The following is a 15827-nucleotide window of genomic DNA, read 5'->3' as shown; positions in this document are numbered from 1 at the left end:
CATGATGACGACCCACTTTTCCCGGGGCCGTCCGAACGAGGGCTATGGTCACGCAGGTCACCGCGGACACCCACGCCCTCGACGCCCGGATGATGGGTATCCCGGGTGCGATGTCGCCCTACGTCGTCGACGCCGCCGAACCGGTCGTCGTCGACCCCGGCCCCGCCGCCGGTGCCGAGTACGTCATCGAGGGGCTCGACGAGGCCGGAATCGACCCCGAATCGGTCGCCCATCTCCTCCCGACGCACGTCCACCTCGACCACGCGGGCGCGACCGGCGCGCTCGCGGACCACTGCCCGAACGCCACCGTCGTCGTCCACGAGCGCGGCGTCGACTACCTCACCGACGAGGCGAAGCGCGACCGGCTGTACGAGAGCGCCCGCGCCGCCGTCGGCGACGAGGTCGCGACGGGCTACGGCCGCCCCGAGCTCGTCGACCGCGACCGCTGCCGTGTCGTCTCCGGCGGCGAGACCATCGACTGCGGCGACCGCTCGCTGGAGCTGGTCCACGCGCCGGGGCACGCCCCACACCAGGTCGCCGCGCTCGACGACCGGACCGGCGCGCTGTTCGCCGGGGACGCCGCCGGTATGAACCTGTTCGGCGAGCTGCTGCCGACGACACCAGCACCGGACTTCGACCTCGAGCTGAGCCTCGAGACCGTCGCCCGCCTCCGCGAGCTGGACGCCGAGACGCTGTGTTACGGCCACTTCGGGACGCGCGACGACCCCGACGACGCGCTGGCGGCCTACACCGACCTCCTGCCCGAGTGGGTCGCCGACGTCGAGGCCGCCGCGGCGGCCTTCGAGGACCGTGAGGACATGCTCGCCGCGCTCTCGAACGAGTGGCCCTCGCCGACCATCGAGCGCGACGTGGTCGGGGTCCTGCAGACCCTGTGAGAACATCCCACGGCAACCGAACCGGTTTTACGCCCCGGTCCGTCGGTCCGGTCGATGTACGTCGTCCTGACCAGCGTGCCGATCGACCCCGACCGACGCGAGGAGGCCCTCGAACTGTTCGCCGACCTGGCCGAACGGTCCCGCGCCGAACCGGGAACCGTCGCCTACGACGCGACGGTCGACGTCTCGGACCGGAACGTCGTCCGGTTCGTCGAGCGATACGAGGACGCCGAGGCGGCCGAGGCCCACACCGAGACGGAGCACTACGAGCGGTTCGTCGACCGGCTCCCCGAGTTCGTCGCCGGTGAGATGGAGACGACGCAGTTCGCCGTCGACGGCGAGGTCCACACCGTCAGCTTCGGCGTCGACGAGCTCGACTGACGCGGGTCGTTCCCATCGCGGGAGAGTCGTGGAACGTTTTATGCGGCTGACGGGTGACAGTTCAGGTATGGTCGACAGAATCCTGGTCCCCTTCGACGAGTCCGAACAGGCACGGACGGCACTGGAGCACGCGCTGACCACCCACCCCGACGCCGAGATCGTCGTCCTGAACGTCATCGACCTCATGGAGGCCGGCTACAGCGCCCCGTTCGACGGCGGCCTCCCCGGGTACTGGGAGGAGTGGTACGAACAGGAGAAGCAGGCGGGCGAGGACCTGCTCGCGCAGGCCCAGAAGATCGCCGACGAGTACGACGTCGAACTGGAGACCGAGGTCGTCGTCGGCCGGCCGTCCCGCTCGATCAACGAGTACGCCGACGAGAACGACATCGACCAGATACTCATCGGCAGCCACGGCCGCACCGGCGTCAGCCGAATCCTGCTGGGCAGCGTCGCAGAGGCGGTCGTCCGCCGTGCACACTGCCCGGTGACGGTCGTCCGCTGATGTACCCGCTCCGTGGGGCGTGGGATCACGAGGACGTGGCCGCGTTCCTCGACGATGCCCGGATACCCGTCAGGCTGGCGTGCCGGACCCCGAAGGGTGGCCTCTGGATGCTCTCGCTCTGGTTCGAGTACGACCCCGAGGCCGGCCAGCTGGCCTGTGCCACGGCCGCCTCGGCCGACGTCGTGCGCTACCTCCGCGAGGACGACACCGTCGCCTTCGAGATTTCGACGAACCGTCCGCCGTACCGGGGGGTCCGCGGCCAGGGCATCGCGACCATCGACTCCGACGAGGAGAAGGCGCTGCTGCGTCGCCTGCTCGACCGGTACCTCGGCGGTACCGATTCCGGCCTCGCACGGTCGTTGCTCGCCCCCGACCGCGAGGAGGTCCGTATCGAGGTCGACGTGACGAAGGCGTACACCTGGGACTTCTCCGACCGGATGCCGAGCGCCGCGACCGACGACGAGTGACCGCTCGGACACGGTTTTACACCCCCGCCTCGTAGCACCGGCCATGACCGACCTGCTGGCCGACGACGCCCTCCCGTCGACGGTGACGCGCGAGCGATTCGACCGACTCGACGGCCTCGTGGCGACGGCCGACGACGACCGCGACCGCCGCGCCGTCACCGAGGTGTTCACCGGCGAGACCGCCGCGACCGTCACCGAATGCGAGCCCGTGGACGTCGTGTCCGCCGTCGACCGTGCCGCGGCGGCCCAGTCGCGCTGGGCCGACCGCTCGCCCGAGGAGCGCGCCGCGGTGGTGAAACGCCTGCACGACATCGTGCTCGACCGCCAGGACGAGCTGCTCGACCTCGCCCAGCTCGAGAGCGGGAAGTCCCGCGCCCACGCCTTCGAGGAGGTCCTCGACGTGGCGTTGACGAGCCGCTACTACGGCTACCGCGCCCCCGACATGCTCGCGACCGAACGCCGGGACGCCGCGGTCCCCCTGCTCTCCTCGAAGGCCGAGGTCGTCCACCACCCCGTCGGCGTCGTCGGCGTCATCGCTCCGTGGAACTACCCCATCACGCTCGCCATCTCCGACGCCCTGCCCGCGCTGCTCGCGGGGAACGCCGTCGTCCTGAAGCCGGCCGAGACGACGCCGTACACGGCCCTCGCACTCGTCGAACTCCTGCGCGAAGCCGGCCTCCCGCACGACCTCGTGCAGGTCGTCACGGGCGCCGGTGCCACGCTCGGCCCGGCGCTGGTCGACGCGGTGGACTACGTCAGCTTCACCGGCTCGACCGCGACCGGCCGTGAGGTCGCCGCCGCCGCCGGCCGCAACCTCGTCGACTGCTCGCTCGAGCTCGGTGGGAAGAACTCGCTCGTGGTGCTCGACGACGCCGACCTCGACGAGGCCGTCGAGGGAGCGGTCGGCGCGTGCTTCACGAACGCCGGCCAGCTCTGCATCGGCACGGAGCGCGTCTTCGTCGACGAGTCGCTGTACGACCGGTTCCTCTCGCGGTTCGTCGCCGCCGTCTCCGACCTCTCGCTCGGGCCGGGGTACGGGTTCGGCGTCGACGTGGGGTCGCTCGCCTCCGCCGACCAGCTGGAGACCGTCGAGGAACACGTCGCCGACGCCCGCGAGCAGGGCGCGACGGTCCACGTCGGCGGCGACCATCGCCCCGACCTCGGCCCGTACTTCTTCGAACCGACCGTCGTGACCGACCTCCCGGACGACGCTCGCGCCGCCTGCGAGGAGACGTTCGGCCCGGTCGTGAGCGTCGCGCCGGTTTCGGGCGAGCGCGAGGCCATCGAGCGGACGAACGACACCGACTACGGGCTCAACGCCAGCGTCTGGACGACGAACCGCGACCGCGGACGGGCCGTCGCACGCGAGATCGACACCGGCACCGTCACCATCAACGGCGGCTACCTCGAAACGTGGGCCGCCATCGACGCGCCGATGGGCGGGCGGAAGGACTCCGGACTCGGCCGCCGCCACGGCAAGGAGGGGCTCATGCGCTACACGGAGTCACAGACCATCGCGGCGAGGAACCACCCGGTCACGCCTCCCATCGGCGTCCAGTCCGAGTGGTACGCCCGGGCGCTCTCGGCCTCCCTCCGACTCTGGCGGAAGGTACCGTTCCTGCGGTAGTCAGAGGTCGTCGAACTTCGTGTACCACGGCCCGCGCTCCCGGGGCGGGTCGTACTCGTCGTCCCCGGTGTCGGACCCGTCGGCGGGCTTCTCGTCCTCGCGAACAGCGAGGGCGGCGAAACAGATGAGCGCGAACAGCAGCAGGGCGAGCGCACCGACGGCACGCCATCTGGGCACGTCGACGGTGAGCGCGGCGGCCCCGATGAACTCGACGCCGAGCAGCGTGACGATGACGGCGACGGCGCCGACGGCGAGCACGCCCGCCGCGTGGATGACCTCGCCCCGGCGCGTCTCGGCGGCGCGACCGACCTCCTCGCCGATCAGCGTCGCGTTCACCGAGAGGTCCCACGTCGCCAGCGCGGCGGCCACGCCGACGAACACGACCGGAGCCGGTGCCTCACCGAAGCCGGCGGCGATGCTGGCGAACAGCAACAGGCCTGCGCCGGCCGTCGAACCGTCGTCGGCGCCCGTTCCCCCCTCGTCCCATACCAGGAACATGAACACCGGGAGGGAGACGAGGACGGCACAGAGGGCGACGACGACGAGCGAGAGGAACGTCGTCCCCATGCCGTAGGTGGCGAAGGAGACGTCGAGTACGGAGCCGTCCGGGACGGTCCAGTCGACCAGCCAGCGGACCGGCGGAAGCGCCGTCAGGACGCCGACGAGCACGGAGATGACGACGCCACCGGCGGCGTACCCGAACGTCTTCGGTGGCTCACTGCCGATCCAGCGGACGACGACACGCTGGCAGGCTCTGGCGAGGACCACGCTCCCGAACAGCAGGATGCCGACGCCGAGCAGGGCGTGTGGCACCCACGACTGGAGGACCCTGGCGACGACCGTCCCGAACGGGCCGGTCTGGACGAGCAGACGGGCGAACAGGGCCCGCCCCCAGGGGGTGGCCGCAAGCAGGAACTGCAGCCCGAGCAGGACGTAGACGCCCTTCGGCACGTCGCCGACGCGGACACCGAGTTCGCGCAACGACGTCTCGCGCCGGTCGAACCGTCGGCGGGGGAGCCAGCCGTCGACCACGGCCAGCGCGCGCTCGACGAGGAGGGCGAGGAGGAGCACCTCGACCTGGAGCATGAGGAAGCTGATCAGCGGGCTGACACCGACGAGGGCGCCGAGGCCAGCGACGGTCAGGATGGCCGCCGACCGGAAGAACGCGACGTGCACGCCGGCCAGCACGACCGCACCGACGACCACGACCACGAGGGACCGCGAGATGGCCCCACCGAGCGACCGGACCAGCCCCTCGTCGATGCCGACGGTGGCCGAGAGGCCGAGCAGCAGCATCGAGAGCGTCCCGAACGACGTGACGGCCGCTGCAGCGAGCGACGGTTTGTACGCACCCATCGCCCCCGCGACGCCGATGATGCCGAAGACGAACCAGATGCTCCCGACCGCCCGCCGGCGGCTCTCGTCCTCGGTGACGCCGGTCGCGCCGCGGACCAGCGCCCCGGCTCCGAGGACCCCGAGCAGCAGTTCGGGCGCCTGCCCGAGGAGTCCGGGGCCGGTCCCGAGCCCGAGCAGGAGTGCGGCGACGACGGCGACCGCGAGCGCGAGTCGGCTGGTGAACCGTGCCGGCTCGTCGTCGAACTCGTACGGCGTCACCGCTGCCACCTCCGCGTGGCCCGCTCGATGGCGGCGTAGAGCGGCTCGTCCGGGGACCACTCGATGACGTCCGTCGTCCGGTTCCGGAGCGCCGAGACGCGACCCTGGCGTTCGATGGCCTCGACGACGCTGCCGGGCGTCTCCGTCGAGGTCACGTCCGGCGAGACGACCCGGAGCGCGTGGCCCGACGCCCGGAGCCGCTTCAGCAGGTCGAGCGGTGCGTCGTCGAGCAGTGGCGAGACGAACACCACCTGTGCGCCGTTGGGGACGCGACGGCGGAGCCAGTCGACGCGCCAGCCGCCGTCGGTGGCGGCCACCCCGCCGCTGTCGGTGTCACCCGGTGATGGACCGGCGTCGTCTGGGCCGTCCGGATCGGGCTTCGTCGCCCTCCCCGTTCCGCGGACCGGGATGGAGGTCGCGGACTGCACGTCCAGGTTGTTCCGGATGCGTGCCGCCTGAGCGTCCCCGGTCCCGGGCCGGAGGTAGCCGAGCGAACTGCCGTACTGTGCGAGGCCGACGCGGTTCCCGGCGTCGAGCAGGTGACCGGCGATGCGGCCCGCGGCGTAGGTGCCGAGCTCGACGCCGTCGGGCTCCTCGGGACGACGCGAGACGCGTGCCTCGCGTCGGGTGTCGACCACGACGACGATCGTCGCCGCCTGGTCGGTCCGGAACTCGACGGTGCGGAGCTCGCCGCTCCGGGCGAACTCGCGCCAGTCGATGCGGTTCATCGGGTCCGAGTGGTGGTACTGCCGGATGGAGTGGAACTCGATGCCCGACCCGGTCGAATCGGTCTCGACGCGACCGGGGTACGGGATGGTCTGGTCGGCGAGGTGCATGGACTCGACCGGCGCGTGACAGGAGAGGCGGCTCTCGACGGCCACGCTCTCGGTGAGTTCGACGCCGCCGCTGACGTTGCGCGCGATGACCGTGAGGTCGCCGAACTCGTGGACGCCACGGCGGACCTTCACGGTGTAGGTGAACGACTCGGTCTCGTCGGGCTGGAGCCCTGTCATGTGTCGCGGCGAGCCGTCGACGACACCGAGCGTCTCGGGGACGCCGTCGACGATACGCAGGTCCGCGAGGGGCTCGTCCGCCGCGTTCCGCACGGTGACCGTCACCTCGACCTCGTCGCCGGGCATCGGCGACGTGTCCGCGACCGTGCGCTCGACGTCCAGGTCGAGCGTCGGCGGCCGGCTCGCGTAGCCGTAGACCGCGTAGCAGAGCCCGATGGCGGCTGCACTGAACACGACCGTGTTCTGGGCGAGCAGCCCCAGCGTCCCCGTGAGGAGGGCGGCGGTGAAGCCGACGTTCCAGCGGCCGGTGTCCCGCCGGGTCATTCCGTCTCGACCTCCGTGAGGTCGGCCCGTGCTGCCAGCTCGTCTACAGTGTGTTCGACGTGGCGGTCGTACGCCTCGCCGGACAGCCAGTCGTAGAACTGCATCTTGAGGGGTGGTTCGGGCGCGTTCTCGCCGCCGAGGAAACGGCTCGCCCGCAGGTCGGTCGTCCAGGTGCCGGCTTCCAGCATCGCCACGGCCTCCTCGCGGCCGCAGTTCTCCTGCCGGACGAGCACGTCGATGGCGGCCGACCGGATGTCCTCCTCGACGCGCTCCCGGTCGCGGACCGTCCACCACTCTGTCGAACCGGGTTCGGTGAGCGTCCCGTCGACGTTCTCGATTGTGTCGTCGAGGTCCTGCCCGGTGGAGCCGACCGAGTCGTAGTTCGCCGCCTCGGGCACGCCGAACGACGCCGACTCCCGGGTGGTCTCGTCCCGGTCACGGACGATGTGGACGACGCCGAGGACGGCAGCGGTGATGCCGAGCAGCGCGATGGTGGTCCCGTTGGCGAACGTCACCACCGGGTCGCGCAGGAACGGAAGCGGCACCGGGAGGAACGCGAGCGCCATCGCACCGACGAGGGACGCGGTCCCGAGGACGGGGAGGAGTCGGTCGACGGGGATCCGGTCGAGTACGCCGTCGATCATCCGTCGCCCTCCAGGCGCTCTCGGATCTCGGCGAGCGCCTCCCGTGCGGTGCGTTTGCGGTCGTCGCTCGCCGGGTAGCGTCCGTAGCGCACGTCGCGGAACACCGCCGTCAGCCGTTCGACGGCCGACCGGGGGAGGCCGCCGTCGACGGCCGCACTGGCCACCTCGGCGGGGGTCTTCGACTCCGGGCGGCGCAGCGGCACGTAGTCGACCATGCTCTCCCAGGCCTCCTCGATACTGACGGGGCCGGTGTCCACGACCTCCTCGGTGTCGGTGTCGCCTGCCCGCGCACCGTCGCGCGGGTCGTCCGGCTTGTCGCCGCCGCGGGAGAGCCACTCGCGGGTCGAGATTCCGGCGGTCAGCGACGAGAGACCGAGCGAGAGCGACCCGAGCCCACTGCCGAAGCCGCGGGGAATCGCGACGAGCCCCTTCCCGAGGGCCGACGGGATGGCGACGAACGCCGTCCCGACGCCGGATGCGAGCTCGTCCAGGCCGGCGAACACGCCGTCGACGGTACGCCCGAGCCCGTCGAGCACCTGTGGCGCCGAGGCCGTCAATCCGACGAGCACCGACATCGTTCCCTGCGGAATCGCGAGGAACGAGGCCCGCACGCGGAACGTCGGCAGGACGGGGAGGTCGACGACGTAGCCGTCGAACTCACCCGTCTGGCGGCGCTCGACGTCGCCGATCACCGCGAGTACTCCGACGACGAGGAACAGCCCCATGAACAGCACGAACAGCTGGACGAGGAAGGCGAGGATCGGGAAGCCGCCGCCGAGTTCCGTCCCGGTTGCGCCTGCGGGGTCGTCGTCCTGCGCCTCCGTGGTCGCGGTCGGTTCACGTGTCGTCGAGTCGTCGGTCGCCTCCTGCGAGTCCGTCTCGACCGTCGTCTCCGTCGCCGTCGGTTCCTGCGTGGTCCTCGTGGTGGTGTCCGTGGCGCTGTCCGTGTTCTCGACGGTGCCAGCCGGGTCTTCGACACCGGCTGGCGCGTCGCTGTCCGATGGTCCCGCGAAGCCGTCCCCGACCGTGCCAGGGTACGTTCCGTACCCCGAGGCCGGGAACAGCGACGCTGCGAGGAGGACCGTCAGGACGGAGACCACGACGAGGGCCGCGCGACTCAGGTCGTATCCCACACGAACGAAAAAATGTCTAAGCGTTTAAATATATTGCTATTCAATCCCCCATCGGGCCGTTGAAATAAGGTGCTCCAGACGGGCACTCACATCAATCCACGAATATTTTTGTTTCTTCGGGAACGAACTGGCACTAATGGAACGGGACCCCGACCTCACGTGGCGCATCCTGCTGGCCCTCCTGACGATACTCGTCGTCGACGTCGTCCTCGTCGCGGCCGCCGCCTACCTGGTCGCCCCCTGGCTCGCACCGCTCCGTGACGCGGTCGCCGACGCGGTCGGGCTCTCGGGCACCTCGCCGCTCGTCTGGGGGGCCGTCGTCGTCCTGCCCGTCGCGGTCGCGTTCGGCTGGGCACAGCTCCGCTACAGCCGACGCGAACTCCTCGACGAGGTCGACGCCCCCCTGGCGTCCGGCGACGACTACCCGGACGTGCAGGGCCGGCTCCAGCGGCTCGCCGTCGGCGCCGACATGGCGACGCCCACGCTCGCGGTCGCACAGACCGACGTCCCGAACAGCTTCGCCGTCGGCGGGGTGACAGACGGCACCGTCGTCGTGAGCACCGGACTGCTCGACGCGCTCGACGGGGACGAGCTCGACGCGGTGCTCGCCCACGAGCTCGCACACCTCCGCAACCGTGACGCGTTCGTGCTGACGCTCGCGTCGTTCGTCCCCGCACTCATCAGCGACGACTTCAGCCCGTTCGGCTCCCGGGCGACGAGCACGGCGGTCTGGGTCGGCGCCGTCGTGGCCGCCTACCTCCTCAGCGCCCCGTTCATCGACGCCGCCCCGTTCACCCTCGGCTACACCGTCTCGTTCGCGTTCGCGCTGCTGGTCACGGTCGTCCTCGGGGGTGTGTTCCTCGGCATCGCCGGCGCGGTCGTCCTCGGCCTGAGCCAGCACCTCTCGACGTACCGCGAGTACGTCGCCGACCGCTCCGGCGCGATCCTGGCGGGCCAGCCGACCGCGATGGCGACCGCGCTCACGAAGCTCGACCGGTCCGTCGAGACGCCGACGGCCGACAAGCGCACCCAGTACGCCGGCGTCGCGGGGCTGTGCTTCCTCCCGCACGGCTTCTCGAGCGAGGACGAGCCCGCGGACGAGGGCCAGTTCACTGTGGAGACCCGGTCGCACCCCGCGACGGAGCGGCGCATCGAGCGCCTCCAGCAGCTCGAACGGGAACGGTTCTGAGGAGAGACGGCCCGACGCTCAGGTCGACAGCAGGTCCGCACCGCCCGTGATGCCGATGACCTGTCCCGTCACGTACCGCGCCTGCTCGCTGGCGAGGTAGCAGACCATCGGCGCCACGTCGTCCTCCCGGCCCAGCTCCTTCATCGGCGTCGCCTGTCGGACCCGCTCGAACGACGGCTGGAACTGCTCCAGCGTCTCCGGGTCCATCTCGGCCAGCTCCTTCACGACGATGCTCGGCGCGAGCACGTTCGAGGTCACGCCGTCGGTCGCCCCCTCCAGCGCCAGCGTCTTCCCGAAGCCCACCAGCCCCGACTTCGTCGTCGAGTACGACAGCTGTCCGAAGCTCCCGTGGGTGCCCGCGATGGAGGCCATCGTGATGACCCGGCCCCAGCCGCGCTCGCGCATCCCCGGGAAGACCTCCTTCGTGATGTTGTACGCGCCGGTCAGGTTCAGCTCCACGTCGCGGTCCCAGAGGTCGTCGTCGAACTCGCCCGCCCGCGAGACGGCGTCGACGAACCCCGCGTTGTTCACCAGGATGTCGACGCCGCCCGTCGCCTCGCGGATCTCCGCGACGCACTCGCGGACGTCCTCCCGGTCGGTCAGGTCGCAGGTGACCGCCATCGCGTCCCCGCCGTCGTCTTCGATCTCCTCGACCACGCGCTCGGCGCCGTCCGTGTCCACGTCGAGGACGACCACCTCGGCGGCCTCCCGTGCGAGGTGTCGCGCGTCCTCGCTGCCGAGGCGGCCCGCACCGCCCGTCACCAGTGCTGTCCTGTCGTCGAGTCCGAGGTCCATGCCCGCGGAAACGGACCCGCGATTGTTAGTTGTTCGCATCGGACACTCGATGTTCCGGTACCTGACCGTGGCGGTTGGGTTTCCCGTATGTGGGTGACTGAGAACCCCGAACGACCAGAAAGCTCCTGCTGGCTCGACTCGGGAAACTCGCTGCGCCCCTCGTCCCTGCGGTGCCCGAGCGCGACGCGCTCAGACTAGCGAGAGCTTCGCTCTGGCGTCGCTTGCGTCGTCTGCCTTCGTCGAGCCAGCAGCCCCTTTCAGTCCCCCCGTCGGACCTCCGGTCGGACAGCCCCCGTTCGCTCGCACGCTCGCTCACCGGGACACCCAACAGCGACCGCACCTCACGCCTCCCCAGCCTCTTCACTCGGTCGCGGGCTCCCTCGTTCATCCCTCGCGCGGATGGTTCGACACGCTCCCTGCGGTCGCGGTCTCACCAGGGTGAGAGCAAGCTCTCACTGGCCATCGGAATCGCAAGCGATTCCGAGACAGCCGCGCGCCACCCGGCTGTTCGGCCATCGGTGCGAAGTCAGGATATCCGGTTCAGAACGCGTCGAGCGTCGCGTCGACCATCGTCCGCTGGAGGCTCGCGGGCTCTGGCGCCGGGAAGGTCACGACGGGCGGCCGGGCCGTCGTTCCGGCGACGGCCTCGTCGAGTTCGTCGAACAGCCGGTCGGTGGGCGCGTCGTCGCGGGCGACGCCGGTGACGGTGCACCAGGCCTTCGTCCGGGTGAGTGCGACGAACGCCTCGTTGCGGCGCTGGACGAGGTCCGCGGTGCGGCTCGCGTCGGCGACGGTGTCCACCCCGACGACGTACACCTGCGCGGCCTGGTTACCCTTCGCGCGGTTGACCCGGGAGATGGTGACCGCGCCCTCGCGGTCGAACACGTCGGGGTCGCTCTCCCAGACGAGGTTCGGGTCGAGGTTCCGGCGGCGGAGCCGGTCCGCGAGCGACTCGCCCCAGTCGCGCGAGTCGTGGACGGGCCCGAGGACGACGACTGCGATCTGGGCGGGTGCGAGCCCGTGCCGGGTCACGTCGCGCTCGATGGCGTCGGCGACGGCGTCCAGCTCCCGCCCGCGGTCGTCGAACGTCTCCGTGAGGACGAACGGTCGCGCGGCGTCGACGCCGGAGAGCGGGTGCGGGGAGTGCTCGGGCGGCCGCCGGAGTGTGACGGGGGAGCCGTACTGCCGGAAGTCACCGTCGACCTCGTAGCCGATGTCCTCCCAGCCGGACTGGGTGGTGAGGGCCTGGACCGCGCCGCGGTCGCGCAGCAGCCCCATCCCGAACACGTGTGCGAGCATGAGCACCGGGCGCGGGGTCCGGTAGGCCGTCCGCATCACCTGGCTCTTCTGCACCCCGCCCTCGTAGCTGCCCCGGAGGTCGACCCGGGGCGTCCCGTCGGGCCCGGTGCCGAACACGTCCGTCGGGCGTGGCGCCGACAGCGTCTGGAGGCTCTGGGCCTCGTCGTACGCCCAGACCAGCCGTTTCGGCGGCTCGAGCGCGGCGTACGCGAGCCGGAAGAAGGGGGGCTCGAAGTCCTGGGCCTCGTCGACGAGGACGGCGTCGTACCGCTCCGACACCGCCCCGGAATCGAGCACCTCGGCACAGCACTGCGCGAGGAGGTCGCCGTCGTCGCGGTCGAAGGCGGCCGCGGCGTCGCTGTACGTTCTGGGCTCGACGCCGGCGGCCTGGGCGACCTCGTAGTAGAGCCCGCGGCGTGTCCTGCCCCCCCAGCCGTGCAGCACCTGGAGGCGGTTCCAGTCCGGCTCCGCGTCGGCGTAGTGCTCGTGGTAGCGCCGGATGGTCTCGATGACCGTCGGGTAGAGCGACCGCGTCTGGAACGTGACGACGATCCGCCAGTCCGGGTGCCGGGCGTGCATCTGGGCGGCCTTCTGTGCGAGCAGGACCGACTTGCCCGACCCGGCGATCCCGCGTATCTGCTGGGGGCCGTCGGGGACCTGGAGGCCGATGGACTCCTGCTTGGCGTCGAGTCGCTTCAGCCCGCCCGCGACGTGCTCGTACAGCTCGGCCTTGGTGGACGCGTCCTCTGGCGATGGCCCCTCACCGACCTCGGGCCGGGACTCGCCGCTGATGGGCTGGCCGCCACTCAGCACCGCCCGCGACGCCTCGTAGGTCGCCGTCCCCATGGGCTCGCCGGCGGTTCGTTCGAGCCGGTCCCGCAGCGACCCCGGCGTCAGCTCGTCAGCGGTCAGCACCGGCGGTGCCGACGGCACCGTGCCAAACCGCTCGTCCCAGGCGTCGCGTTCGACGTTCGGGAGGGCGACGAGGAAGTTCGCCGGCACGGCTGGGTTCCCGCGGTCGTCTGTCAGCGCGGGCTCGCCGTCGAGGTGGGAGAGCAGCCGGAACCCGTGGTCCCTGGCCTGCGTATACGGCGTCGCCGTCGACTGTCGTGTCCCCTGGAGACGCCAGCGGTCGCCCTCGATGGCGGCGACGTGGTCCAGCCGGTAGCCCTTGCACTCGATCACGACCAGCCCGAACGCCTCGTGCAGCAGCACGAAGTCGGCCTCCCGGTCGAAGGTGTCTCGTTCCGGGGAGACGATGGGGTAGCGCCAGTAGGCGACACCGCGGTCGCCGGGCCCGAACGCCCTCGTCACCGCCCGCCAGACCGTCCGCTCCGCGTCGACGCCGGCGTGGTCGCCCCCCTCGCCGGACGCGATGAACTCCATGCCGGCGAACTGGTTCCGGCCCGGGCATAAGCGTGTCGGGGAGCCGGCGGGCGGTTCCGTCTGCCGACCGGACGACGTTCGGTTGCACGATGCCGGCGTCTGGGCCGCAGGACGCCCATTCAACCGGCAGGGCTGCCGCAAACACTAATTGAGTGGTGGATTGTTGTGAAAAATTTAAGTGTTGGCGGGCTGTACGCTACGATGCGACGTGGCGTGCAGTGTCGGGGCATCCCACCATCGGAACTCCCCCATTCCCCCTCTGGTGTCCCGGTGGGGCCGCCGACAGCACCGGCCGCGTCCACCCGTGCCGCTACTCCAGCGATGTCGACAGTGACCCGGAGACGGCCTCGTCCAGCATCCCCGAACTGACCAGCGCAGCGACCCGGTCCATCTCCGGGGCCAGCTCGCGGTCCGCATCGAGCGGGTCGACCAGCTCCCGGACCGCGTCGTAGGCGGCCGCCGTCCCGGCACCGGGCGCGAGGTCGTCGTCGACGAACTCCATGGCCTGTGCACCACAGAGGAGCTCGACGGCGGCGACGGCGGTCGCGTTGTCGACGGCGGTCCGGGCGTGGTGCGCCGCCTGCGCCGACATGCTCACGTGGTCCTCCTGTCCGCCCGAGACCGGCGTGTTGTCGGTCGCGGCGCGGCCGAGCGACCGACACTCGTTGACCAGCGAGGCCGCGGTGTACTGGGCGATCATGTAGCCCGACCGGAGCCCGCTCTCGACCGTGAGGAACGGTGGGAGGTGTGGTTCCTGCAGGTTCGGGTTCACCATGCGGTCGACGCGGCGCTCGCAGATGGCCGCGAGGTCGGTCATGGCGGGGGTCAGGTAGTCGAGCCGGTGGGCCAGCGGCGCGCCGTGGAAGTTCCCGCCCGAGAGCACCGCGGCCCGCTCGGTCCCCGAGGCACGGGCGTGGGTCGCGTCGGCGTCGAACACCAGCGGGTTGTCGGTCGCGCTGTTCAGTTCGACCTCGACGGCGTCGCGGAGGTGGGAGACGGCGTCGCGGACGGCCCCGTGAACCTGCGGGAGACAGCGGATGCTGTACGCGTCCTGCACCCGGTCGCAGTTCCGGTGGGACTCGACGATCTCCGAATCCGCACAGCACCGCCGGACGTTCCGGGCGCTCGCCGCCTGGCCGTCGTGCGGGCGGACCTCCTGGATGACGGGGGCGCTGCTCGCAGTCGTGCCCATCGTCACCTCCGTCGTCAGTGCGCCGGCCACGTCCGCCGCACGGACGACGCGCTCGGCGTCGACGACGGCGAGCGCCGCCTTCCCGACCGTGAGCTGGGTGCCGTTGATGAGCGCGAGTCCCTCTTTGGCCTCGAGCGAGAGCGGTTCGAGTCCGACCGCGGCGAGTGCCTCATCGCCGGACAGGCGTTCGCCGTCGTGGTCCGCCTCGCCCTCGCCGAGCAGGACCAGTGCCATGTGCGCCAGCGGCGCGAGGTCGCCGCTCGCGCCGAGGCTCCCGCGCGAACGGACGACCGGGTGGACACCCTCGTTCAGCAGCGTGACCAGGTGGTCTACGACCGTCTCGCGGACCCCGGAGTTACCCTTGACCAGCGCGTTGATCCGCGTGACGAGCATCGCTCGGACCTCCTCCGTCGTGCACTCGCGCCCGGAGCCGGCGGCGTGGCTCCGGAGCAGGTTCGTCTGGAGGTCGGCGACGCGCTCAGGCGGGATGCGCTCGTTGACGAGCTCGCCGAAGCCCGTGTTGAGGCCGTACACCGCCTCGCCCGATTCGAGCACGTCCTCGACGCGCTCTCGTGCGATGCGCACCCGTTCGCGGGCGTCCTCGGCGACCGCGACGGGCTCGTCGTCGCGGACCACGGCCACCACGTCGGCCGGCGTCAGCGTCTCGCCGTCGAGCGTGACCGTCACGCTGGCTCACCCGTCGCGTCTCGCGTGTCGCGCCCTCGGTCCTCGTTCATACCCTGGCCAACGACCGCCAGCCCGAAGGGAGCTACCCCACCGATAGGAGGGTCATTCAAGTGGCCCACGTCGGTGGCCGTCGACAGCACGCGCTGCGAGGGGCGATAAATCTTCATACGGATTCGAGTAAATCACCACACGATTTTATGTCGGGCGGCGACGTATGCCGGGCAAATGGCACTCGAAACCGTGCTGCTCGCGCTCGGCAGCGGCGACAAGCAACGGAAGGAGGCACTGACGGAGACAGTCGCGGACATCGCCGGACCGGCGGGGGCGACGGTCGTGCTCGCACACGTCTTCGGCGAGGACGAGTACGCGGACGTCCGCGAGAAGCTCGACATCGCAATGAACGCCGAGGTGACGGCGGACGACGTGGCGGAGCGGTACTCGACGGTGCGGGACGTCCGATCGACGCTCGACGAGGCCGGCATCGACGTGGTCGTCAGGGGTGGCGTCGGCGACTACGGCGACCGTGTCGTCGAGATAGCCGGCGAGGAGGACGCTGACCTCGTCGTCGTCGGTGGCCGGAGCCGTTCGCCCACCGGGAAGGCCGTGTTCGGCTCCACGGCCCAGTCGGTCATGCTCAACGCGCCATGTCCGGTCACGTTCGTCCGCGCGGCCTGACTC

14 protein-coding genes are annotated in these 15827 nt (G+C 71.0%); 7 read left to right on the top strand and 7 right to left on the bottom strand.

The features are described from left to right. The first annotated feature begins 44 nt into the window (after positions 1 to 44). The 5 genes from ACSG06_RS07475 to ACSG06_RS07455 all read left to right on the top strand — a co-directional run bounded on the left by ACSG06_RS07475 (position 45) and on the right by ACSG06_RS07455 (position 3873). Positions 45 to 896 (top strand): MBL fold metallo-hydrolase, encoded by an 852-nt coding sequence (locus ACSG06_RS07475; protein WP_440989637.1) that lies wholly within the window; start codon positions 45 to 47, stop codon positions 894 to 896. Positions 897 to 950: 54 nt separating this feature from the next. After that, a complete protein-coding gene (locus ACSG06_RS07470; protein WP_440989636.1) occupies positions 951 to 1277 on the top strand; it encodes a putative quinol monooxygenase in 327 nt (108 codons plus the stop codon). Between the two features lie 67 nt (positions 1278 to 1344). Further along, positions 1345 to 1779: a universal stress protein gene (locus ACSG06_RS07465; RefSeq protein WP_440989635.1), complete on the top strand. Its 435-nt coding sequence runs from the start codon at positions 1345 to 1347 to the stop codon at positions 1777 to 1779. Further along, positions 1779 to 2246 (top strand): pyridoxamine 5'-phosphate oxidase family protein, encoded by a 468-nt coding sequence (locus ACSG06_RS07460; RefSeq protein WP_440989634.1) that lies wholly within the window; start codon positions 1779 to 1781, stop codon positions 2244 to 2246. Before ACSG06_RS07465 ends, ACSG06_RS07460 begins: the two co-directional genes overlap by 1 nt. Before the next feature lie 43 nt (positions 2247 to 2289). Then, positions 2290 to 3873: a succinic semialdehyde dehydrogenase gene (locus ACSG06_RS07455; RefSeq protein ID WP_440989633.1), complete on the top strand. Its 1584-nt coding sequence runs from the start codon at positions 2290 to 2292 to the stop codon at positions 3871 to 3873. Here the strand turns inward: ACSG06_RS07455 and ACSG06_RS07450 are convergent, their stop codons facing one another. The 4 genes from ACSG06_RS07450 to ACSG06_RS07435 are packed head-to-tail and all read right to left on the bottom strand — an operon-like array spanning position 3874 to position 8601. Then, on the bottom strand, positions 3874 to 5487 hold the full coding sequence (locus tag ACSG06_RS07450) for a DUF7519 family protein (protein ID WP_440989632.1): 1614 nt from the start codon (positions 5485 to 5487) through the stop codon (positions 3874 to 3876). It abuts the gene before it with no gap. Further along, positions 5484 to 6824, bottom strand: coding sequence for a DUF58 domain-containing protein (locus tag ACSG06_RS07445; RefSeq protein ID WP_440989631.1), 1341 nt, complete (start codon positions 6822 to 6824; stop codon positions 5484 to 5486). Before ACSG06_RS07445 ends, ACSG06_RS07450 begins: the two co-directional genes overlap by 4 nt. Beyond that, positions 6821 to 7468, bottom strand: a complete 648-nt coding sequence (locus ACSG06_RS07440; protein WP_440989630.1) for a DUF7269 family protein — start codon at positions 7466 to 7468, stop codon at positions 6821 to 6823. Before ACSG06_RS07440 ends, ACSG06_RS07445 begins: the two co-directional genes overlap by 4 nt. Continuing rightward, positions 7465 to 8601, bottom strand: a complete 1137-nt coding sequence (locus ACSG06_RS07435) for a DUF4129 domain-containing protein (protein ID WP_440989629.1) — start codon at positions 8599 to 8601, stop codon at positions 7465 to 7467. The genes ACSG06_RS07440 and ACSG06_RS07435 overlap by 4 nt, the downstream gene beginning before the upstream one ends. A gap of 136 nt (positions 8602 to 8737) precedes the next feature. On the opposite strand from ACSG06_RS07435, the gene ACSG06_RS07430 reads away from it, so the two are divergent. Next, positions 8738 to 9790: a M48 family metalloprotease gene (locus ACSG06_RS07430; protein WP_440989628.1), complete on the top strand. Its 1053-nt coding sequence runs from the start codon at positions 8738 to 8740 to the stop codon at positions 9788 to 9790. Between the two features lie 18 nt (positions 9791 to 9808). On the opposite strand, the gene ACSG06_RS07425 is transcribed toward ACSG06_RS07430, so the two are convergent. The 3 genes from ACSG06_RS07425 to hutH form a co-directional block, all read right to left on the bottom strand. Then, entirely contained in the window at positions 9809 to 10585 is a 777-nt protein-coding gene (locus tag ACSG06_RS07425) for an SDR family NAD(P)-dependent oxidoreductase (protein WP_440989627.1), read from the bottom strand. A gap of 540 nt (positions 10586 to 11125) precedes the next feature. Next, positions 11126 to 13270, bottom strand: a complete 2145-nt coding sequence (locus tag ACSG06_RS07420; RefSeq protein ID WP_440989626.1) for an NERD domain-containing protein — start codon at positions 13268 to 13270, stop codon at positions 11126 to 11128. 310 nt (positions 13271 to 13580) lie between these two features. Beyond that, on the bottom strand, positions 13581 to 15149 hold the full coding sequence (gene hutH / locus ACSG06_RS07415; protein ID WP_440989625.1) for a histidine ammonia-lyase: 1569 nt from the start codon (positions 15147 to 15149) through the stop codon (positions 13581 to 13583). Between the two features lie 225 nt (positions 15150 to 15374). Here hutH and ACSG06_RS07410 point away from each other — a divergent pair, with 225 nt between their 5' ends. Further along, complete coding sequence (locus ACSG06_RS07410; RefSeq protein ID WP_440989624.1) at positions 15375 to 15824, top strand: universal stress protein; 450 nt, start codon at positions 15375 to 15377, stop codon at positions 15822 to 15824. Positions 15825 to 15827 lie beyond the last annotated feature (3 nt).

The organism is Haloarchaeobius baliensis (assembly GCF_052060055.1).
GTDB classification, from domain to species: Archaea; Halobacteriota; Halobacteria; order Halobacteriales; family Natrialbaceae; genus Haloarchaeobius; species Haloarchaeobius baliensis.
Note: the sequence above shows the minus strand (reverse complement) of the source record. Positions and strands in the feature narration are given on the sequence as shown.